17 protein-coding genes and 1 tRNA gene are annotated in these 21,115 nt (G+C 37.7%); 11 read left to right on the top strand and 7 right to left on the bottom strand.

Annotation, left to right across the window (positions count from 1 at the left end):
• Nucleotides 1–439: aminotransferase class III-fold pyridoxal phosphate-dependent enzyme (locus tag ACTHJT_RS13545; RefSeq protein WP_440239053.1), on the top strand; the 439-nt coding region annotated here is incomplete at its 5' end.
• A gap of 62 nt (nucleotides 440–501) precedes the next feature.
• The gene (locus tag ACTHJT_RS13550) at nucleotides 502–2,067 is read left to right on the top strand and encodes a hypothetical protein (RefSeq protein WP_440239056.1); all 1,566 of its coding nucleotides are present in this window, start codon (nucleotides 502–504) and stop codon (nucleotides 2,065–2,067) included.
• Between the two features lie 338 nt (nucleotides 2,068–2,405).
• Here ACTHJT_RS13550 and ACTHJT_RS13555 read toward each other — a convergent pair whose 3' ends face one another.
• The 4 genes from ACTHJT_RS13555 to ACTHJT_RS13570 form a co-directional block, all read right to left on the bottom strand.
• Complete coding sequence (locus tag ACTHJT_RS13555; RefSeq protein WP_440239057.1) at nucleotides 2,406–3,185, bottom strand: enoyl-CoA hydratase/isomerase family protein; 780 nt, start codon at nucleotides 3,183–3,185, stop codon at nucleotides 2,406–2,408.
• A gap of 45 nt (nucleotides 3,186–3,230) precedes the next feature.
• Complete coding sequence (locus ACTHJT_RS13560) at nucleotides 3,231–5,132, bottom strand: ComEC/Rec2 family competence protein (RefSeq protein ID WP_440239060.1); 1,902 nt, start codon at nucleotides 5,130–5,132, stop codon at nucleotides 3,231–3,233.
• A 362-nt stretch (nucleotides 5,133–5,494) separates the two neighbouring features.
• Entirely contained in the window at nucleotides 5,495–7,360 is a 1,866-nt protein-coding gene (locus tag ACTHJT_RS13565; protein WP_440239063.1) for a T9SS type A sorting domain-containing protein, read from the bottom strand.
• The gene (locus ACTHJT_RS13570) at nucleotides 7,357–8,334 is read right to left on the bottom strand and encodes a PhoH family protein (RefSeq protein WP_440239146.1); all 978 of its coding nucleotides are present in this window, start codon (nucleotides 8,332–8,334) and stop codon (nucleotides 7,357–7,359) included. Before ACTHJT_RS13570 ends, ACTHJT_RS13565 begins: the two co-directional genes overlap by 4 nt.
• A gap of 106 nt (nucleotides 8,335–8,440) precedes the next feature.
• Here ACTHJT_RS13570 and ACTHJT_RS13575 point away from each other — a divergent pair, with 106 nt between their 5' ends.
• Both ACTHJT_RS13575 and ACTHJT_RS13580 read left to right on the top strand, forming a co-directional pair.
• Nucleotides 8,441–9,217 carry an SAM hydrolase/SAM-dependent halogenase family protein gene (locus ACTHJT_RS13575; protein ID WP_440239065.1) on the top strand — a complete coding sequence of 259 codons (777 nt, stop codon included), beginning with the start codon at nucleotides 8,441–8,443 and terminating at the stop codon, nucleotides 9,215–9,217.
• A 462-nt stretch (nucleotides 9,218–9,679) separates the two neighbouring features.
• Nucleotides 9,680–9,761 (top strand) — tRNA-Leu (locus ACTHJT_RS13580).
• Between the two features lie 454 nt (nucleotides 9,762–10,215).
• Here the strand turns inward: ACTHJT_RS13580 and ACTHJT_RS13585 are convergent.
• Nucleotides 10,216–10,950 (bottom strand): DNA-formamidopyrimidine glycosylase family protein, encoded by a 735-nt coding sequence (locus ACTHJT_RS13585; protein ID WP_440239067.1) that lies wholly within the window; start codon nucleotides 10,948–10,950, stop codon nucleotides 10,216–10,218.
• A 541-nt stretch (nucleotides 10,951–11,491) separates the two neighbouring features.
• On the opposite strand from ACTHJT_RS13585, the gene ACTHJT_RS13590 reads away from it, so the two are divergent.
• The 5 genes from ACTHJT_RS13590 (at nucleotide 11,492) to ACTHJT_RS13610 (ending at nucleotide 17,798) form a co-directional block, all read left to right on the top strand.
• On the top strand, nucleotides 11,492–12,070 hold the full coding sequence (locus ACTHJT_RS13590) for a Crp/Fnr family transcriptional regulator (RefSeq protein ID WP_440239069.1): 579 nt from the start codon (nucleotides 11,492–11,494) through the stop codon (nucleotides 12,068–12,070).
• Nucleotides 12,071–12,155: 85 nt separating this feature from the next.
• Nucleotides 12,156–12,515 (top strand): DUF4260 domain-containing protein, encoded by a 360-nt coding sequence (locus ACTHJT_RS13595; RefSeq protein ID WP_440239071.1) that lies wholly within the window; start codon nucleotides 12,156–12,158, stop codon nucleotides 12,513–12,515.
• Nucleotides 12,516–13,089: 574 nt separating this feature from the next.
• Entirely contained in the window at nucleotides 13,090–14,223 is a 1,134-nt protein-coding gene (locus ACTHJT_RS13600) for a DUF3800 domain-containing protein (RefSeq protein WP_440239073.1), read from the top strand.
• An 84-nt stretch (nucleotides 14,224–14,307) separates the two neighbouring features.
• On the top strand, nucleotides 14,308–16,029 hold the full coding sequence (locus ACTHJT_RS13605) for an ATP-dependent nuclease (RefSeq protein WP_440239076.1): 1,722 nt from the start codon (nucleotides 14,308–14,310) through the stop codon (nucleotides 16,027–16,029).
• Nucleotides 16,026–17,798, top strand: a complete 1,773-nt coding sequence (locus ACTHJT_RS13610; RefSeq protein ID WP_440239078.1) for a UvrD-helicase domain-containing protein — start codon at nucleotides 16,026–16,028, stop codon at nucleotides 17,796–17,798. Before ACTHJT_RS13605 ends, ACTHJT_RS13610 begins: the two co-directional genes overlap by 4 nt.
• 129 nt (nucleotides 17,799–17,927) lie before the next feature.
• On the opposite strand, the gene ACTHJT_RS13615 is transcribed toward ACTHJT_RS13610, so the two are convergent.
• The gene (locus tag ACTHJT_RS13615; RefSeq protein WP_440239080.1) at nucleotides 17,928–18,710 is read right to left on the bottom strand and encodes a hypothetical protein; all 783 of its coding nucleotides are present in this window, start codon (nucleotides 18,708–18,710) and stop codon (nucleotides 17,928–17,930) included.
• A gap of 117 nt (nucleotides 18,711–18,827) precedes the next feature.
• Between ACTHJT_RS13615 and ACTHJT_RS13620 the strand changes: the two genes are divergently transcribed.
• Nucleotides 18,828–19,547, top strand: a complete 720-nt coding sequence (locus ACTHJT_RS13620; protein WP_440239083.1) for a hypothetical protein — start codon at nucleotides 18,828–18,830, stop codon at nucleotides 19,545–19,547.
• Nucleotides 19,548–19,595: 48 nt separating this feature from the next.
• Here the strand turns inward: ACTHJT_RS13620 and ACTHJT_RS13625 are convergent, their stop codons facing one another.
• On the bottom strand, nucleotides 19,596–19,985 hold the full coding sequence (locus tag ACTHJT_RS13625) for a hypothetical protein (protein ID WP_440239085.1): 390 nt from the start codon (nucleotides 19,983–19,985) through the stop codon (nucleotides 19,596–19,598).
• Nucleotides 19,986–20,054: 69 nt separating this feature from the next.
• On the opposite strand from ACTHJT_RS13625, the gene ACTHJT_RS13630 reads away from it, so the two are divergent.
• Nucleotides 20,055–20,816: a hypothetical protein gene (locus ACTHJT_RS13630; RefSeq protein ID WP_440239088.1), complete on the top strand. Its 762-nt coding sequence runs from the start codon at nucleotides 20,055–20,057 to the stop codon at nucleotides 20,814–20,816.
• Nucleotides 20,817–21,115: the final 299 nt, after the last annotated feature.

The raw sequence follows: 21,115 nt of genomic DNA on the forward strand, positions 1-21,115 counted from the left end.
GAAGAAAGTGGAAGAACCTTATCTTTCACCGGACATGCAGCGGGCTTTCTTCCATGGGCATTCCTATACGGCAAATGCTACGATCTGCCGGTTGGCGCTTACCAGTTTATCCATGTTTGAATCTGAGGCCTGTCAGGCCAATATTGCGCGCATTTCAGCATCGCATCAGGCGTTTGTTAACAAACGTAAGTCACATAGTAAAATCAAGCGTATTGAATCGTTGGGAACGATACTTTCTATCGAGGTTCAAACAACTAATGGCGAAAGTGCGTATACGCATGAAATCAGGCACTTTCTATATGATTTCTTCATCAGAAAAGGCATCCTGTTACGGCCATTAGGCAATATTATTTATGTTTTGCCGCCGTATATTATTACTAATCAGCAATTAGAGGAAATTTATGCAGCTGTTGATGAAATGTTGATAGCTTTGCCCTGATTTCGAAGAACCTTCATGCCAAAATTCCCGTAGTACTGGTACACGACTAACCAGGCTATAGAATGAACCGTTTACCAATTGTTGTTTTCTTTTTGTGCATATTTTCCTCCCATGCACAGGTTTTAACGAAAACAATCCCTTATACAATTGCGAGCTCTTACCTTGAGACTTCCTTTCAGATCGACTGTGTGCCGGTTGACAATAATTACTTTGTCAGCCTGAATAAAACAAAAGGAACGCAGCTGGGCGCATCTGAATTTGTATTGGAAAAATATAACCTGGATCTCGCTGTAGCATTCAGTATTCCGTTAACGGCAAATGTGGAAGAAGATTACAAAGAGCTTCATGTATTGAACAACCAGATCTGCCTGTTTTCTGAAATTCATGATATGCTGAATAAGAAGAAAGCATTGAAGGTTTATTTTTTTAATCTTGAAACAGGGGCGCTGATCAGCCAGAAAACATTGGATGAACAAAAGGTAGAACCCTGGCTCGTAAGTGCCGGTAAAGGTACTTCCAAGGAAAGTTTTGAATCCGCGGTTTCCAGTTCTCTTACACACAATTTTAACACACCTGTTGAATATCAATACACGATCGAATTTTCGCCCGATAAAAAAGTAATACTGGCATATACGTTTGATTACAGCCTGAAGAATTTAGTAGCAACTACATTGATCCTGGATGATCAACTGAATGTGCTGCAAAGCGGCAAAGTAAGTGTAGACAACAACTTCATCAATTACGGCATCTTTGTGAATGGCAAGCAGGAATTATTTATCCTGAACTGCGACAAAATGGGCCGCATTGTGTTGGTGCGTTTTGACATGACTACCAAAGACATTGTATTGCTGGATATTCAGGGATCCATTTCAAAGAGAGAAAGTCTGAAGCTGAAGTTCCTCAACGATGAAGAAGTATATGTTGCCAACATGACTGTTACGAATAAAAAGTTCAGCGGCATCATGTATGCGAAATTTAACTTTAATGACCGTGTCGTTGAAAAGCTGAATTTCTATGACCTGTCTGACGGGATCAGGCAAACATCAACAGCCGTGCGTACTGCAACAAAAATGTTTTCAGGTGAAGAAGATTGGCTGAACTATCAGATCACTGATTTTTATCTGAATGAATATGAAAAGATCATCGTGGTTTTAGAAAAGAAGAATATTGATGTGATCGGTTACGTATACGATCCTGCAGGTGTAAACGATGTGAAGAACTGGCAGGAACGTTTAGGCAAGGTGCATGCAGAATCTGTGATGATTCTTTCATTCAATAAAAATGATGACCTGCTTTGGGAAAATTATTATCCGAAAAACCAAATAAATGATATCATGGGCGGCGTGCTTTCTTCCTCGTATTCCATGAACATCAGTGATGAAGGCAAGGTGCGCATGCTGTATGCAAAAAGCGATAACGCGTCAGGCGTATACAACCAGTTCCATTATGTAGAGTGGGATGAATTGAACGGAAACAAACTGAAAGATATTTCATTGCCCAATGAAGAAGGCTTGTCGTTGCTGAGAAACTATACCGGCTGGTGGGAGAAAAAACTTCTTGTGGTAGGTAAAAAAGGTTTGCTGGGTAAAAAGACCACAGCGAATGTTTATGACCTTTCCAGTAAATAAACCCAAAGCGGGAACTACCGGTAACCTGTTGTTGTGCCCCAGCGGCCACGGAGGGAAGTAAGTGCTACCGCTAACCTGCTGTTGTGCCAGCGGCCAACAGCGTGCTGCTTTATCCTTCAATCAGGATTTTTCTTCTAAAGTCATCTGGCTTTATAGTAAACCGCTTAACATCACACTGTGTTTGGCTTCCGCCGCGACGGAGGCCGCTGGCACAACAGCAGGTTGATTGCGGCTGTTAGGAAGTATTGCGAACGGAAAAAGTTCTTGAGGCTGTCCGGCATTTGCAATGCCGGACCCGGATAACCCGGATTTGTAATCCGGTTCGCCGCGGCGAACTATCACCACTTAATATTTTCCTTATTCAGGAACGAAGCGATACCGCGTTTGCAGTCTTCTGAATTTCTTGCCTGCGCATTCATTTGTGCTGCATATTCAAGCGCCTTATCCATTGGCAGGTCCTGGATTTTAAACAACATCTCTTTGGTAAGCTTCATCGACATGGATGAGTTGTGGATGATCAGGTGCTCGGCAAATTCCTTTACGGTCTCTGCCAGTTCACTATCATCGGAGTCAACAATAGAATGGATGATGCCGAAATTCAATGCATCCTGTGATTTGATTACGTTGCCACTCAATAGCATCTGGCGGGCATTCGATTCACCGATTTTGCGCACAAGAAAAGTCATGACGATTGCGGGAATAAAACCGATGCGTGATTCCGTATACCCAAAACTCGCTTCAGGTACGCTGAAGGCGAAATCACATACGCTCACCAGTCCGCAGCCGCCTGCCAGCGCGTGCCCGTTCACCTGGGCGATCACAACTTTATCCAGTGTATAGATCAGTTTATATAATTCCATCAGGTGTGTGGAATCTGCCAGATTTTCTTCATAGGTATTGTTCTGCAGCTGCTGCAGGTAATCCAGGTCAGCACCGGCACAAAAGACACCACCTTCAGCTTTCAGTACAATTACTTTGACTTTGTCATCGGCAGAGAATGCTTTGAAGCTTTCTTTCAGTTCAGAAACGAATTGGAAATTAAGCGCGTTCCTTTTTTCAGGCCGGTTCAGGGTAATGTAGCCGATGCGGTTATCAATGTGGGTCTGTACAAATTCCATATGAGTGTCTAAAAGTATGATTAAAGATAATCAGAAATTGTTAAATCACTTTATGGCGGTAATATTTTTTACCTGTAAAAGCTGGTGTTTTTTAGCTTTTAAATAAATGCTGTCTGCCTTTTTATAGGAGAATACCATTGCGATAGAATCGTTGATGGCCGTACAGTTCTTTTTACAGATCCATGCATAGGTAGCCTGGTCTGCATGCATGAGTATCCCGGAGCTATTCTCCGGCAGCTGGGCGGAAGAAAGACTGTTGATGTTGTAATGCATTTTAAGTCGTGCTTCATCAAAGGCCGGGAGCGGTTTCTGGTTCAGTACGGCGGCTTCAAGTCCGCTCATGGCAACCAGTGCCGAGCGTTTGGAATTGCTGATGAAGAACATGCTGCTTTTTTGTTCTTCCTGTATTTCTGCATATACGCGGAATCCGCTCCAGCACAGGCAAAGCAGCGTGCAGGTTAATATAATCTTCCTGGAAAGTACAAACGGGTACTGTATGTAATAAGCAATGAGTGCAGCGACAAGAAGAGCTTCGAGGGCGGAGAAGGCAAGCGGATGGATCATGCTGCAGGGCAGGGCTGCAATAAGGTCTGCGCAGGAGGCGAATAATTCCACGAGCCATTCGGTGGTGCTGAAGAGCCAGGGCATGTTACCAATGCCAGCTATAAAGATGCTGAACATACTGGCAAATAAAGCAATGGTGGAAAGCGGAATCAGCAACAAGTTGGCCGGAATAAAATATACCGGGAAAGAATGGAAGTGGTATAAAATGATGGGCAGTGTGGTGACCTGCGCGCAGACGGTGATGGAAACCGCATCGAACAGATAACGGAATATGTTATTGGTAATGCTGAATAAGCCGGAAATAAAGCGATGCAGCGTAAGTATGCCAAGCACGGCAAAGACTGAAAGCTGGAAACCCAGGTTCCAGAGCTGGTACGGACAAAACCACAGGATCAATACAATGCTGGTGCCGAGCGTATTCAAGCCACTGCCTTTTTTACGGAACGCGTACGCGATGGCAAACATGCTGCACATGACAGATGAGCGCAGTACAGACGCAGAACAACCGCTGAGCAGCGTAAAATAAAAAAGTACGAACAAGGCTATTGCCAGGAAGATAAAGCGGTGCTTCTGCGAACGGCCGAGGGGAAGGAACAACAGGAAGATCGCTTCATAGATGAGGGCCGTGTGCATACCCGATACAGCCAGCAAATGCGAGACCCCGCTCTTTAAAAAATCATCTTTGGTTTCGCGGTCCAGGTTTTCTTTATAACCCAACAGCAGACTTTCGGCCAGGCCTCTTGTTGCCGGTGAACGAAAAACAACAGCCGTTGATTTTTTGAATTGCGTACGGCTCTCTGCGATTCTGTGGTAAAAGGCAGAGGCCATGCCTGAATCCGGTTGTATGTTTATGGTACAAAGCCTCAGCTGTTGTGTAATGCCGTTGCCGGATAAAAATGTTTTATAATCAAATTCAAACGGCAGGGCAGGAGCTTCAACCAGTTCAGCCTGTTTGTTGGTAATGAACACATCGCCGTATTGAAGATTGAGCGAAGTGTCTTTGCATTGGACAAGATACGTTTCCCTGTCCAGCCAGCGACCTGCATCAAGCTCCGTAGCTTCAAACTGAATCTGGTAGGATTGGTACTGCGGAAAAGAAGTAATGCGCAGCACTTTTATTCCGTGTTGTTTTTCTCCATCCTGCCAGCCCTGCATACGCAGGATACCCAGCGCCGGCAGCATGATCACCATGCCGGTGAAAATGTGCATGCGGTAGTTGTTGCCCGCTGCGCGGATCTGGTAAACGATATAAAGGAATGCACCTATGCATGCGCAGTAACCGATCCACGCTGGTATTGAAAGATAATGGCCGATGCAGATACCGGTAGCGAGTAAAAATGCATACCGTAGCATCGGAATATTTTTCCGAGAAATTTCCCCCATAGCTGATTATAAAAAAAAGTATTCTATTTTAAAATTGTAAAACTGTCAACTTATATATCTTGTGCGACCCCGCCGGGGTCGATTATATTGTTTTTTATTTATCTATAAACATTTGACTCCTCTGGAGTCAGTTCTAACAATCATTCGATTAAACTATTCAACAGGTGATATAAGCATACAAAATAAAATTTAATATTTATTAAACAGTAGGTCATGACTCCGGAGGAGTCAAATGTTTATAGTAAAAAAACAGTCTCTTTACGTATACGACCCCAGCGGGGTCGAACTTCTTTCTCCCCTTCCGCTCTTCCGGATTTGCCTTAACCACGGTCTGTGGCTCCGCCGCGGCGGACAGACCGTTTCTACTGTTTCACAACCCGCTTCACAATCTTTTCATCACCATCCGACACCAATATAAAATATACGCCGCTTGCTAAAAAAGAAAGATCAAGCACTTTGTTGGTGCTGTAAATATTTTGATCATGTGCCTGGTGAACCAATTGGCCCAGTGTATTGTACAGCAGGTAGTCAACATTTTTTGTGCCGGAAAATATAGTCTGTATGGTGAGCTGGCCGTTGGTTGGGTTTGGAAATACATTTACATCGAGCGTGTTTGAAATGAAACCGAAGTTGATGTTATCCAGGTAGAAGGTATTGATGCCTTTTGAATACGAAACGAATTTAACACGCAAGGCAGGACTTTGCACATAGTTCCCCAGGTTCAGTTCCGTTGTCATCCATTCATTGGCAGCAGGTATGAAACCAGCACGCGGATTTTGTGTGCTGGTGAAATCGTTGCCGTACAATGTTTTCAACGCAGACCAGCTATTGCCGCAGCCGGTGGAGATATAAACGACTACGCTGTCTGTGTTGCCGTTTAACGTCTGCGGACTGTATGCCCAGTCGAACCGCAGGACCGGTGTATGTGTATACTGAATATTAATGAAGGGCGACACCAGGCTGAACATATACTTTTGTGTTGAAGGATCTGACTGCATATAAATACTGTCATTCGTAACAGCCGTACTATAGCTTCCTTCGGCATAACCGCTGTAAGAACTAAGCTCAAAGCCAGGCGTGAAGGCGCTTGAACTGTTTGGATTTAGTAGTATCCAGTCGCCGCTGTTTAAATCACCGTCTTCAAAATTTTTCACAAGGGGAAGTTTCTTCAATGCAGGAATCGTGCAGCAGCCAAGAGAACTGAGTAATGCAGCGCGGCGCGGACTGAGTTCAATGGAAGAACGCATGCGTGTTTTCTGGTCTTCTGTAAATAAATTCATGCAGGCATCATCCGAATACTCCATGTAATTCTGGATCATCCGGTTAGGTGTGCATACAATGGGTGCCACCATGCTGCAGGCAGGATATCTGGAATAAAAGTGATTGCCGCAGGTAGGTGTGTCATTGCAATAATCCGTTTGGGAGCAATCACCGCTGTCGGCACCGCTGCCCCAGGGATGGAACAGGCCAAACCAATGCCCTATTTCATGCGAAGCCGTTCTTCCCAGGTTATATTCAGAAAGCAATGTGCCTGTTGTGCCGAATGCTTTGTAATGTATCACAACACCATCGGTTTCTGCAGCCCCGTCAGATGAACTTAAGCCCGGAAGTCCGGACCCCGGCGACTGCGCTACACCAAGTGTACCGCCGCTGAGATTACATACCCAGATATTCAGGTACTGGTCGCTCGGCCAATAAGCAATGCTGCTTAACAGGCCTACATCTCCTAAAGCGTTGTAGCTGGATTGATTGTAATAGTTGCGGGTAATTCCTGAGGTTGACAATCCATTGGGATCGACATTGGCAAGGCAGAACTGCAGTTTAATATTTGCCGCAACCGATTTGAACATGGCAGGAGTATTGACAGTATCAGCATTGAGCCGCTGGTAATCATCATTCAGTACTTTGATCTGTGAAAAAACCTGCGCATCGCTGATGTTCGGATTGTTCGCGCCGCCAATCGTACCGGATGCATTGTTGTGGATGACATGCACCACAACGGGTATTTTTATAATCGTATCTGCTGAGATAGAGGTTCGTAAAGATTGTCGTTGCTGCTGGTGTGCCGTCAATCGTTGCTGGAACTCCATGATCTGTTTGTATGCTTCCGGTTTGGTAGCCTTTAAGTGTTCCATGTAGGCCACTGAACCGCAGCGGTCACCAGTCTGGGCGATGCTTATACCACATATATAAAAAAAAGCAGAAAAAATGAGTAGCTGTTTTATCATTCGTTTTTAAGTTGTTCTTTTTCGTAAGCCTCCAGGATACGCTCCACCAGCTTGTGGCGCATCACATCCTTTTTGTCCAGCTCAATCTGGGCAATCCCGGGAATGTTCTTCAGAATCGTCGTGGCCTCCACCAGGCCCGATTTCTGGTTGCGCGGCAGGTCAATCTGCGAGCGGTCTCCGGTTACCACCATCTTGCAGTTGTTGCCCATCCGCGTCAAAAACATTTTGATCTGCATGGCCGTGGTGTTCTGCGCCTCATCCAGCAGGATAAACGCGCCGTGCAGGGTACGCCCCCGCATATATGCTAACGGCGCAATTTCAATAACGTTGTTCTCGTAATAATATTTTAATTTCTCCGCCGGAATCATGTCTTCCAGGGCATCGTAGATCGGGCGCAGATATGGATCGATCTTCTCCTTCAGGTCGCCCGGTAAAAAGCCCAGGCTTTCGCCCGCTTCCACCGCGGGGCGGGTAATAATGATTTTTTTAACCTCTTTATTTTTAAGTGCCTTCACGGCCAGTGCTACCGAAATATAGGTTTTACCCGTACCCGCCGGACCGATCACAAACATCAGGTCGTTTTCGCGGATGCCTTTCACGATCTTCTGCTGGTTCAGGGTGCGTGCCTTGATGATGATGCCTTTGTTGCCGTGCAGGATCACGTCATCGTCTCCGGCGGCAGTAGCGTCGGCAGGAGCGGTGCCGTCCTGTGTGGCAATCTCCTCCGGACTTAAAATCGAGCGGATGTATTTTTCATCCAGGTAGCCATAGCGGTGGAAATAGATCTGCAGCGTATCAATCACGTCCGAGATGCGCTGCACCTCCAGCATGCTGCCGATGATCTTGATCTCATTACCGCGGCTGATGATCTTTGATTTCGGGAAAGCCGTAATAACTTCGTTGATGTTTTTATTATGCACGCCCATAAATTCCGCAACGGGCAGGTCTTCGAGGCTGATTATTTTTTCTACGATCAATGCAATCAGTATTTATTGTTAGAACAACACGATAAAAAAGCTTAATTTTACTTTTACGAGGAAACCGTAAGTGCTTCTAACAAATATACTAAAAGTCTGGTTCATGGCTATTATTACTTTTATGTCCGATTTTGGCTGGAGAGACCCATACGTGGCGTCGATCAAGGCAAAAATTTTATCGGTCAATCATACCATGCAGGTCATTGATATTACGCACGAGATCGAGCATTTCAACATTCCCCATGCGGCCTATGTCATGCGCAACATCTTCCGTGATTTTCCCAAGGGCAGCGTGCACCTGGTATGTGTCAATACACCCATTTCCCGCAAGGAAAAACTCGTGGCCATCAAGCTTGAGGAACATTATTTTGTAGGCATCGACAACGGCTTCTTTTCCCTGCTGAGCGACAAGCAGCCCACCGTGATGGTAGAGCTGCGTAAGGACGATAAATATTCGCCGCTGTTTCCCGAACGCAGCACCCTGGCAACCACCGCCGTGGCATTGGCCAGCGGCAGCTCCATTTACAACCTCGGCGTAGAGCTGAAGAGCCTCGGCACCATGATGCTGCCGCAGGTAAAAGTAACGAAGAGCCAGATCTGGGGCCGTGTCATCCATGTGGATCATTACGGCAACCTCATCACCAACATCACCCGCGAAATGTTTGACAAAGTGCACGAAGGCCGGCCGTATTCGGTGCTGTTTTCGCGCGAGCAGCTCGAAACCATTTCAACGGCCTATAATTCAGTCGAAAGCGGGGAGTGCGTAGCGGTATTCAACAGCAGCGGCAATTTAGAGATCGCGATCTGCCACGGCAACGCCTCCGAACTCCTCGGCCTGCAGTATGATAGCCAGGTGCAGATTAAGTTTGCGGGAGAGTAGGTACTAAGTACAGAGTATTAAGTACGGAGTACTAAGTATTTTGGAATCAATTTCATTTAGTTGAAGCACTGCTATCACAAATCCAATGGCCTCATTTCAAATTGCGTTAAGAAATTTTGGTTCATGGAGCTTTTTGAACGCTACAACTAGTCCCTTTTCCGGGACGGTTTTGTAGCGTTCGCGGAATGAACCAAAATTTTAGCTTATTTGAAATCAGCCTTGATTTTTTGGTTCTTTTGTATCAAGACAAAAGAACATAAGAATAAAAAAGAAAGATCATTACGGGTGAGAGAGGAAAACTGTTTATAGTCCGATAAATCCCAAACTAAATAACCTCGAAATTATTTGTGCTAATAATCAATACTTTGTACTCCATACTCTGTACTCTGTACTTTCTCCTTTGCTTTTTCAGCCAAAATCCCTACTTTTGCAACCCCACATCAGTTGGATGATGGATGATTTGCCTGGATGGCGGAACTGGTAGACGCGCACGACTCAAAATCGTGTACCGTGAGGTGTGTCGGTTCGATTCCGACTCTAGGTACAGGTGAAAAAGAGAAACATCACGCAAGCGATGTTTCTCTTTTTGTTTTTTATCCCTCTCCATACTATCAATCACACGGAACATAGGCGGAACATACCCGGAAGATAGACGGAACAGAGGCGGAATATATAAGGCTTTCCCTAAGAGTTGGATTGGGGGAGTCCAGGCTTTCCATAGTCTGAACCACTGATTTACCTGATTTTTATGATTAGATGATTTCGTGCAATACTCAATAGAAAACAGCTGGTAATTATTTTCTTTCCTGACCTCCGAAGCCGCCGTGGTTGTGTCTCCGACCAACCACCAGGTGCAGTTAATACTTATCCCGAAGCCACAGACCACGGTGATGAAGTTTTTATCTTTTATGCGTGTTTCGATCTGTATATTGCTCTTGAAACCTGCTGCCCGGCAACAGGTACAAAGAGGTAAATTTACTTTTAAATAGAAGATCTTTTTAGTTGTATAAAGGCTGGCAGTTGGTACAAATAAAACTTCTTCGTTTTTTAACTCCAGTGTATTTTTTAATTATAGGTGAATTGCATTTTACACATGTTTTTTTTGTGTGTATAAGCCAATGTTTTTTTAATTCATAGTTTCGTTTCCATTCTAAAAATTGAAAGCTATATATACGCGTTTCATCAATAAGTTTATTTAATTTTGAAGCTGGTATTTTTTCCACAATAGATTCCGGATGCACACCAACGCGATACAAAATTTCATTCTTAATAATGTTTCCTACGCCTGCAAAAATATCCTGTTCTAACAGCGCGTCGCAGATAAGTTTATTGGGTATTGCCTTTAATTTTGTTTTAGCTTTCTTTTTATCCCATTGGTCATTCATTACATCTGCACTCCAATCATAATAGTCGTTTATGTCGCCTTCAAGATATTTCAACGAGCACGTATAAAAATTTATTTCCCCGTTATTGAATGTCAGGTTCAGTCTTACTGCTCTGTTGGGTTTTTTTTCATCTATGGTATAACTGCCAAACATCAAAAAATGTACCCGCAATGTAAGTCCGTTAAAGCATATAAGAAAATGCTTACCCCAGCTTTTAAATTCAATTACTTTTTTATTCAGTAATATGTCTTGATTAATTTTACTGTTTCCGCTGATGGCAATGATTTTTTTTCCAGTAAATTTTGATACTGCTTCTTTTACCAGGATTATGGAAGGTCCTTCAGGCATGTCTTAACAGATTGGTTTTAGTATGTTTAATTTATTGGTTCTACCAGTTTAGTTGTTTGCGGCTTTCTGAATTTTTCGCATCCAAAGGTTTTGATGCGTGGTCCTTTTTGCATTCTACATGCATTCGGTTTTTAATTCTGATCAACCAAAATGCATTGATTTAATGCATGACAACTGATTTAATTATTGTGTAAAATTAGAATTGTGTTCAAGTAGATAGTTACATTATTGGGAAGAACAATTATAAGATTGACATGTATGGTGATGTCTTATTGTAAAAATAAATGCAAATTTTGCCACAGCGGGAAATATGAATTCACTGGTCAAAAGATGATCTCAACATATCGATTTAAAACAATTGACCATCTTTCTGCGTCATTGCGAAAAAGATGGTCAATTGTTTTTCCGGTAACGCAGCCTGGGTCTATTACTAAAGGAACTTCGTTACTGGGTATCGTAGGGATTGCGTTTTACAACGAACAGGGCGGATGGTTAGAGAGTCTGGTGAATTTAGTATATTGAACCATCGTTTCCGATTCCTATGTATACTCCTTTACGTACTGCCATTGAAAAATTTGTTCCGCTCACAGATGCAGAATGGGACGCTTTGGTTCCGCAGCTGGAGATCCGGACGCTGAAGAAGCATGCCTTGTTTGCTGAGATTGGTAAGAAAGCTACCGACATAGGCTTTGTGCTGGATGGTATGCTGCGGCATTTTTACATCAACGAGGGCGTTGAAAAAACAACGTATTTCTATTTTGAAAACCATCTGGTAGCTTCGTATTTCAGCTGCATCCACAAACAACCGTCATTACTTTCCATTGAAGCATTGAGCGATTGTAAACTCATTGTGTTTCCGTATACTGCGCTGCAGGAGCTATTTGAAAAGTACATGGCCTGGCAAAAGTTCGGTCGTCTGCTTGCGGAATATCTTGCCAGCGGTCTGGAGGAACGCATGGTTGGACTGCTGACGCTGAGCCCCGAAGAACGCTATATAGAACTGATCAAAGGAAATAAGATCAAGATCATTGAGCGCATTCCCCAGCATTATGTTGCCAATTACCTTGGGCTTACACCCGTTAGTCTGAGCCGCATCCGGAACAGGGTAATGAAGAAGTAATCCCCGTTTTCTTATCTTATGTTATCGTTTTGGGGAGTTGTGTCGATGCAATTTTGTAGCACAAACAACATAAACCAAAACGACCATGAACGTACTATTGAAACTCGAAGAAGCCGCACTCTTTATCCTATGCCTGTTTTTATTCAGCCTGCTGCCTTTTGCCTGGTGGTGGTTCCCGGCATTGTTATTAGTGCCTGACATTGCCATGCTCGGCTACCTCATCAACCCAAAGATCGGTGCCTATACCTACAATCTGTTTCATCATCGCTTACCCGCTGCAACCGTTGCCTGCTGTGGACTGTATACAGGTGATGTCTATTGGCAGCTTGCCGCCATTATCCTGTTTGCCCACATCTCTATGGACCGGCTGATGGGCTATGGATTGAAGTATGAAGACAGTTTCCATCATACACACCTGGGTATGACTGGAAAAGTAAGTAAATGAAGTAGTCCGTAATTATAGAGATTTGGAAGCAGCGTGCTGCTGCATTCGCCGTGGCGAACCGAAGTCAGATAAGCAGTTTCGCCGCGGCGAGTGTAATCCTACTATTTCTTGCTTATATGACCCCAGCGGGGTCACATGTTTATAGAAAAGCCATCCCATCACCATAAATACGCGCAGCCTCGCAGAGGCTTTTTATTCGAATGTATTATGGGAATCTTTATAATAATTCGATGTTGTATTGTAAAATATTGGACTATTCAGAGGTATTTATTTTATATAGTCATATTAATAAATATAAAATATCCTCATTTTAAATGAATAATGTTATTAACAGGTGAATTATCATTGTATGTTTTAACATTTAATTGTAGTTTGCAAAATATGATTATAGTTGTGTTGAAATTTTGACCATATAATTCTTTAAAATATATAGATACTTTATACAGTACAAGCATATTGAAGTATTCTAATTTAAAAAAAATACGATAGAACTTAATAGAGAGGAAGTTTAAATATGGGCAACAAAGCTATTAAAAAAGTGTGCAAATTATTACATACACATAGTTAAAAGCCAATGAAAAATCAATTAGCATTCATCGATGAATTTGGTAATAATGGCCTTGATTTTTCAACCACAGGTGCTTCAACTCATTTTATTGTGACAGCTATAATTATAGATAGCAATAATTTAATTCAAATAGAGAAAGAAACTGAAGCTGTCAGGAAAAAATACTTTCAGGCGGGCGAAATGAAATCTAAAAATATTGGAGATAATGACAAAAGACGAAAACAAATTTTAACAGCTTTAGCTGAGATAGAGTTTTACATTTTTTCTGTTGTTATCGATAAAAGAGAATTGAAAACTAAGGGGTTTACATACAAGCAGTCTTTTTATAAATTCCTCCACTCATTAGTTGATAAAGAACTTTTCAGAATTTACCCTGACATTAAAATTGTTGCAGATGAACATGGAGGAGATGAGTTTAAAAGAAGCTTTATTCAATACATAAAAGCAAATCATGTTAGCGATTTATTTAATCAAGATTTTACACTTTCAGATAGCAAATCTAATTTATTAATTCAAATCGCAGATGTGATAACAGGCACACTTAGTAAATGTTTTGAATCATCTAAGATTTCTCAAAATCGACAAGATTTTTTGGATATTTTGAAAAATAAAATTCTAGAAATTAGAGCATGGCCTACTGAGTATAATGATTACCTGTATAGTCCAGAAGAGTATGTAGAATTTGATAAAGTAATTTCAGAATTGAGTGTAAATATTGCAAAAGATTTTATTTTAAATAACGAAAATAGTAACACTCCGGCTACAATTGATCAAGTCAACTGTTTAAAATATTTGCTGTTTTGTTTTCAAAAAATTAACCCTCATAAATATATTCCAACGTTTGAGATAATTAATAATATTGGAGCTCATAAAAATAGTAATGTAACAATGCATTATTTTAGATCTAAAATAATTGCTAAGCTGAGAGATAAAGGTGTATTGATAGGCAGTTCATTTCAAGGATATAAGCTTCCAGCAAACAACAAGGATTTATTTGAATTTGTAAATCATACAAATTCTTATGTTGAACCTATGCTTGATAGAATTCTAAAGTGCAGAAATCTTGTTAAAATAGCTACAAAAAATAGTGTTGATATAATTGATTTTGATCAATTTAAATACTTACAAAAAATGAAATGATTAAATTTTAATCTGTATATTATAAATTTTCCGAAAATAAAATTCATGCTTCAATAATTAGGATTAACTCAATGATGATAAATAATGCAAATAAAAAAAATAGCTATAAATAATTATCGTAACCTAGATGGTTTAAGTGTTGTCTTCGCGGACACTTGTAATTTCATTGTGGGTGAAAATAATTTAGGAAAATCCAATTTGTTAAATATTTTTCAAATTTTATTTACCAATAGATCATTTAAATACAATGACTTCACTGATATTCTAAAACCAATAGAAATTACTCTTCAATTAAAATTAGAGGATATTGAAATCGGCCATTTTGAAGACTTGTTTGATACAACTGACTATCGTCTAATCAATATCACGTGTAGGCAGTTAACAACAGATGATAATATTGAATTTTATCATACTGAAACTAATACTTTTATTCAACCATCTGTTGTAAGGTGTGTTAATTTTATTCATTACGACTCATTACGAAATCCTATGACAGAGATTAATTTCGATAAAGGAAGAGGTGTGGGTAGATTTTTGGCTAATGTGGTCAAAAATTATTTAGAAGAGAAACAGCTAACTAATAATGATTTTATAAATGAGAATAAGGTATCTGAATTCTTAGAAAATATAAACTCTAAAATTGTAAAATTAAAAACCTTTAATGACTTTAAAATTAATGCTAGTACAGATGATAATTTAGAAAATTTATTATCGAAAATTATTGTTTTGAAAGATGAAAAAGGAGAGCCATTAAATAAGTCTGGATATGGAGTTCAATTTTTGATATTGATTACTTTATCAATATTAGAACGTATACAGTCGATTAAAGCACAAAGAAAAGAAAAGGGGATATTTGAACACGAGATTGAGCATACTAAACATATTTCTTTAATAATCGGATTAGATGAACCAGAGATTCATTTACATCCATATATGCAACGATCGTTAATAAAATATTTGAATAATATCATTTCAAACAAAAATTTAGAATTTCAACAATTAGTAAAAGAACTGTTTGACATAGATGGTTTTAATGGTCAAATAATAATTACAACCCATTCTCCTAACATTTTGTTAAATGATTATAGGCAAATAATAAGGCTTTATCCAGTAAATGGTAAAACTAAAATTAAATCAGGCTCAGAAATAGTTTTAGATGAACGATTGTCGAAACGATTGCATATGCACTTCCCTTATATAAAGGAAGCTTTTTTTTCAAGATGTGTAATTTTTGTTGAAGGTGATTCCGAAGAAAGTAGTTTTTATCATTTTGCAGAAAAAATGTCTGTAGACTTAGATGAATTAGGTATTAGCATTATTCAATCACGTGGAGGTGAAGTTGCCGCGATAAAAATTTTAATGGAGTTAGCAACTAAGTTTGATATTCCATCAGTGGGAATAGGTGATAAAGATAATAATACTCCGGTTGAGGTACCTCTTTATATTACAAGTAAAAAAGATTTTGAAGAAGAATTAGTATCATTAATTGATCTTGGCGAGGAAGTGTTTTTAAGTGAAATTGTAGCTGACTATGATAGTGCTGATGCAATAGTCCAGGTTGGCGCATTGAATAAATATGCTTTTAAAGCATATCAGATAACTCAAAATAAGTATACATCTGATTTAAAATTATCTGATATTCCTAAAACAGATATGCTAAATCTGAAGGCATTTTATTTAACTTGGTTCTCAAGTAAAAAATCTTTTCCGTTAGGTAAATTAATAGGAGAGAAAATATTTTTAGATAATATACCTACTATTTACAAGGTCGTTATTAGGAAGGCTAAAGAATTATCCATACAATGAGTATTTCAATTATAGAAAGTAAATTAAGAAAAAATCATTTTGGGGATGAGAAACAATTAGAAATAATTTTTTCACGTAAAAATAGATTATTAATTGAAGCTCCTGCTGGTTATGGTAAAACAAAAACAATAGTAAGTAAGATTGCTTATATGTTAATGTCGAATCAAATACCATATCCAAAGCGTTTACTTGCTCTTACATTTAGTGTAAATGCGGCATATAAAATTAAAAAGGATGTGACGTATAACATCCCTAATATTTTGGAAGGTACAAGTTCAAATTTTAGTATATCCGAAAAGATATTGGTTTCAAATTATCATGGTTTTGCTCGAAGACTTTTAAAAAGGTACGGCTATACAATTCATCCTTCTTTAATAGAAATAGATAAATTCCAATCGATTGATGATAGTAATATTAAAAATTTGATGTTATCAATTTCTGGCCTAAGTTATGTTAATGCAGAAATATTATCCAATTTTAATGCTGCAGTAAAAATAGTAAACGGCGATTATGTAAAAGCTAATATAAATTTATACAACCGAATAGTCATTACAGAGCTGTTACCATTAAAAGTAATTCCTTACAATGCAATTTTATCTTTAAGTTGTAAATTATTGACTGAAAATGCCGTAGTTCAAAATTTTTATCAAACACTTTATTCTACTGTTTTAGTTGACGAATATCAGGATACAAACATATTAAGTTACTGGCTTTTTAGTTATTTAATCTCAGAAAAAACAAATGTTATTTTAATGGGAGATTCTTTACAACGTATCTATGGATTTATAGGTGCTATACCTAATCTACTCAATTTTTCAGAAACGCAATTTAATCTCCAGAAAATTCAATTAGATAAAAACTACCGATTTCAACATAACAAGGAAATGCTGATTCTAGACAATAACATAAGAAGAAACGCCGAAAAACCTAACTCTCCCATAATCCTTCAAAAAGCAAATATTGATTTTTTGTTATTAGAAAATCAAGTAGCAGAAGCTGAATATTTAATTACTCAGGCAAATAAATTATTAAAAGAATTTCCGACTTCAAAGGTTGCTATTCTGGTTAAACAGAGGGGGAATAATGTTGATGCTATTATAAGTCAATTTAACAAACAAGGAGTACCTTTTTTTTATGGACTTTTCACTGACGAGGATCCAAATTATGTGAAATTTAATCGTGAATGTTTATTTGAGTTTATAGAACTTCTTCGATTAAAGGATCATGTCACAAAAAAAATGGCATCTAAATTAATCGAAAACTTGAGAATTAAAATTACTAGCGACGATGTACTAACTATTTCACTATTTAATCTTTTAGAAATATTTTTAAGTAAAGTTTTTAGCGAGTTTTCTTTTTTGTCTAATGAAGAGAAAATCTCTTTGATCAAGGATACCTTTGAAAATAATGGTTTGAAACAATATGTTGAATTCGTAGATTCTAAAATAATTATATCAACTGTACACGCCTCTAAAGGACTGGAATGGGATTTTGTAATGATACCTGATATGGAAGCATTTTCCTTCCCTAATTTTTATGGACTATGTGGGGAATGTGGGTGTGGCAATAGTTGCAATCTTACTGTTACTTCCAAAACAGAGACTAAATTTCTCGAAGAACTTAGTGTATTCTATGTTGCAGTCACAAGAGCACGTAAACAGGTATATTTTTCAGCAAGTAAAACACAATTAGATCCTAAAAAAAATATTGTAGCAAGGAATGTAAGTTGCTTATTAAAATTGCCAGGAATACAAATAGTAGCAAATTAAATTTAGCTTATTTTACTATTAACGGATCAGTATTTTAAATATATATAAACTATAGGCGTTGTAGCTGTTTATCCTAATATTCTAGGTTATGTATGTCTATCCAATAATTAAAGGTAATCAAATTTGCGATTACATATATAATTGGGCTAAAATACCTTTTTGGAATAGTGGTAGATTTTGGCCTTTTAGATGCATGTTTTTTCCTATCCATATAAGAACTTCATCAGACATACTTCCTGCCATCATATTAATTCCTGAAGAGAAGTATCCGTGTCCAAGCATCATGTATCCTTTGCCATTTATATTAACACCAATTAGATAGCCTTTTTTTCTCATGATTTTAATTTCGTCTTCTGAAAAGTCAGGATACCATGTATTGTACGCCTCTTGCAGTATATAATCCCAATTATTTTGAATAACTGCTATTAAGCTTTTTCTATGGAAATTATTATGAGGTAGAATATCTATTAGGTATGCTTTATTATCAATAAATCTAATGAATAACAAATCCTCTGTTCTTTTATAATAATTAGGGTGAGTTAGGTTAGGTTCCTCGCTTAAATGTAAATGATGTAATCCCCAATCATTAAATAAATCATCATCATATTCTGTATTGGATAGTTGAATACTTTGATGTTGATTTACATCCTCACCATTTTTAAGTTTTGAGATGATGTTATCTATACATTGTTTATCAGGGTGAGATTGTATTTTGTTTTGTAGTTCATTAGAAATAAAAACTTCATATGGGCTATTAAAACCGATATATCTTAATCTGAAATTGAAGTATTGAGATATGTAATCACTACAATTTGTTTTGTGCCTAAATTTCAAATTGTGGTTAGTATAAAATCTGATAATGTTATCAATAATAAATATTTCGTAGTCTTTAGTGATGGTATTTGGAATCATTAGGGTAATGTTTCAATAGGGTTGATAAAAGCATTCCAAGGTGATACAATATAGGTAAAATATATTTTTCATATAAAAGGGTTAATTTTGCTAATATCACTTTTAAAGAATTAAATTATGGAAAAATATTGGGAAATAATATTATCTACAATAGCATTAATTGGTGGATTAGCATTATTGGGAATGAGAAGTTATATAGTAGAAAAAGTAAAAAACATAGCTACACATGAGGATATAGGTAAGATTACGAATCAAATTGAAAGTGCAAAACAGCAGTTATCTATTTTAACGAATAAACATAATGTATTATTCAATGAAGAGAAAGAAGCATTAGTAGCATATATGTCATCTTGGAATGTTTGGTATGGAAGTATTCGAGTGGTTCTTACCGACTATAATGAAAACAATTATACATCCATAACAGAACTGAAGCCTACATTTAAAAAAGACTATGACAAAATGCAGATAGCAATGTCCAAAGTTGAACTCTTTGTAGATAATGAAGAATTGATTACTCTTATCCGTGCATTAAACAAAGAAACATACAAGCTTCATAAAATTAATCTTGAATACACTAATAAAATATATGTACAATATTATTACATCAAAGTAGAAAGAAAAAAAATGAATGATATGTTTGCTAATCACGAACTTCCCCAAAAAGTAATCCAACAAAGACTTACAACATTAGCTTCCATAATATTCGATTACAATGCAATAATTCCCGCTTTCTATAAAAATATAACTGACATTAAATTTGATTTTATAAAACATAGTAAAACTTACATTAGAAGAGGGGTTAATGAGGAATACTCAAATCAACCCCAAACTAAATAAGTTCCCAATAAATTTAAATCCTATACAGTTGCTTTTTATGCTTCATCATCAATCAAAAGATATTCGACTCTCATTTGATGGGGAACTCAATGCTAAATGCTCTTCTAATATATTTAAAGCATATAATGTTGTTACTTTGTGGGCTTTAGGAGCAAGTTTGTATTTTTTATAATTCTCAATTACAACGATTCTGTCTTCATTACGGTTGAGTTTATTATCACGTCTAATTTTAACAACGGATTTATAGCCTAAATGATAATCATCATCATCAGTCACAGGTATTAACACAACATCTATTCCATATTTGAATAAATAATTATCCATACTTTCATGAATAGTTCTATCAGTTAACTTGCTCAACTTAACTAATTCTTCGTAGCAGTTAGAATATACCGTTTTTAGTTTTGTTAAAGGAATTCTTTGTGGAGGTAGTATCATATAAAATCCTATTTTTTACTAAAATAACTTTTTTAATTTAGTAAAAATTAAATGTTATTAAGTTTTCATATGAATGTATTTTGGACAACATTGGTAATATCCACACTTGGCATAATCGGAGGTGTTATTTCATCATTTCTTACTACCTATTTTACTACAAAAGCGCAATATACAGCGATGAGCGAAGAAATAGGTAAAATTACAGATATAGTTGAAGGGGTAAAAAAAACATTTCAAGATGATACAGAGAGATTAAAGTCACAATTGAATGTATTAACTAATAAGCATAATATTCTATTCGCCGAAGAAAAAGAAGCTTTATTAGCATATTTAAGTGCATGGAATATATGGAATAGTCATTTGGAGAAGATGGTGAGCAGTTTTCTTAGTATAGAAGAAGAAGAAGAAAGCGATTGGTTCGCTTTACTTGATAAGATTGATAAAGAAAATGACAAAGCGAATGATAGAATTCAGATATGTGTTTCAAAGTTAGAATTATTTATGACTGATGGCTTAATTATAAAAACTATATATGACCTAAATTATGAAACACAGCAATTTCAATTTTTAAATGAGAATTATATAGATGCTCGTATAGATTCTAACATCTACCTTGGACAGTATGTAGAGGAACATAACTTTGCCGAAAAAGAAAACAATAAAAAAGAGCAAGCAGAATGTTTAGATTTGATTTCAGAAGAAACGGATAAAAAGACAAAGGCTTACCAAGAGTATAATATTAGTTTAATAGAGTTAGAAGAAAAAATAGACAAATTAAAAGCAGAATTCATTATGTTAAGTAAAGAATATATTAGAAAAGGGATTTTATAAGTTATGTATTATTTGATAGATAATTCAGAATTAACCTCGTTCAATAGTAAATTCGTTTAGTTTATTAACCAACTTACCTTGAGCATATTCTAAAATAGTATTTAATTCTTCTATTACATGGAGATTATTATTTACATCTTTTTTTCAAAAAAAATTAATAATATCTTTGATACTTAAATTAAGGGCGAAAAACATACTCTCTGGCACCAGTCTCAGCGAAGTGTGGACTGGTGTCTGCCATTCTGCAGTCTTTGACTGCAATTGTGATATTTCTCCTCTAAGAATAGATCAACAAGGCT

It is taken from the genome of Cytophaga sp. (assembly GCF_051961495.1).
Classification (GTDB): domain Bacteria; phylum Bacteroidota; class Bacteroidia; order Cytophagales; family Cytophagaceae; genus Cytophaga.

Bases quoted from the DNA above. Each gene is read 5' to 3' on its own strand.
- ACTHJT_RS13550 (WP_440239056.1), top strand. From the start codon at position 502: ATGAACCGTTTACCAATTGTTGTTTTCTTTTTGTGCATATTTTCCTCC.
- ACTHJT_RS13555 (WP_440239057.1), bottom strand. From the start codon at position 3,185: ATGGAATTTGTACAGACCCACATTGATAACCGCATCGGCTACATTACC.
- ACTHJT_RS13560 (WP_440239060.1), bottom strand. From the start codon at position 5,132: ATGGGGGAAATTTCTCGGAAAAATATTCCGATGCTACGGTATGCATTT.
- ACTHJT_RS13565 (WP_440239063.1), bottom strand. From the start codon at position 7,360: ATGATAAAACAGCTACTCATTTTTTCTGCTTTTTTTTATATATGTGGT.
- ACTHJT_RS13575 (WP_440239065.1), top strand. From the start codon at position 8,441: ATGGCTATTATTACTTTTATGTCCGATTTTGGCTGGAGAGACCCATAC.
- ACTHJT_RS13585 (WP_440239067.1), bottom strand. From the start codon at position 10,950: ATGCCTGAAGGACCTTCCATAATCCTGGTAAAAGAAGCAGTATCAAAA.
- ACTHJT_RS13590 (WP_440239069.1), top strand. From the start codon at position 11,492: ATGTATACTCCTTTACGTACTGCCATTGAAAAATTTGTTCCGCTCACA.
- ACTHJT_RS13595 (WP_440239071.1), top strand. From the start codon at position 12,156: ATGAACGTACTATTGAAACTCGAAGAAGCCGCACTCTTTATCCTATGC.
- ACTHJT_RS13600 (WP_440239073.1), top strand. From the start codon at position 13,090: ATGAAAAATCAATTAGCATTCATCGATGAATTTGGTAATAATGGCCTT.
- ACTHJT_RS13605 (WP_440239076.1), top strand. From the start codon at position 14,308: ATGCAAATAAAAAAAATAGCTATAAATAATTATCGTAACCTAGATGGT.
- ACTHJT_RS13610 (WP_440239078.1), top strand. From the start codon at position 16,026: ATGAGTATTTCAATTATAGAAAGTAAATTAAGAAAAAATCATTTTGGG.
- ACTHJT_RS13615 (WP_440239080.1), bottom strand. From the start codon at position 18,710: ATGATTCCAAATACCATCACTAAAGACTACGAAATATTTATTATTGAT.
- ACTHJT_RS13620 (WP_440239083.1), top strand. From the start codon at position 18,828: ATGGAAAAATATTGGGAAATAATATTATCTACAATAGCATTAATTGGT.
- ACTHJT_RS13625 (WP_440239085.1), bottom strand. From the start codon at position 19,985: ATGATACTACCTCCACAAAGAATTCCTTTAACAAAACTAAAAACGGTA.
- ACTHJT_RS13630 (WP_440239088.1), top strand. From the start codon at position 20,055: ATGAATGTATTTTGGACAACATTGGTAATATCCACACTTGGCATAATC.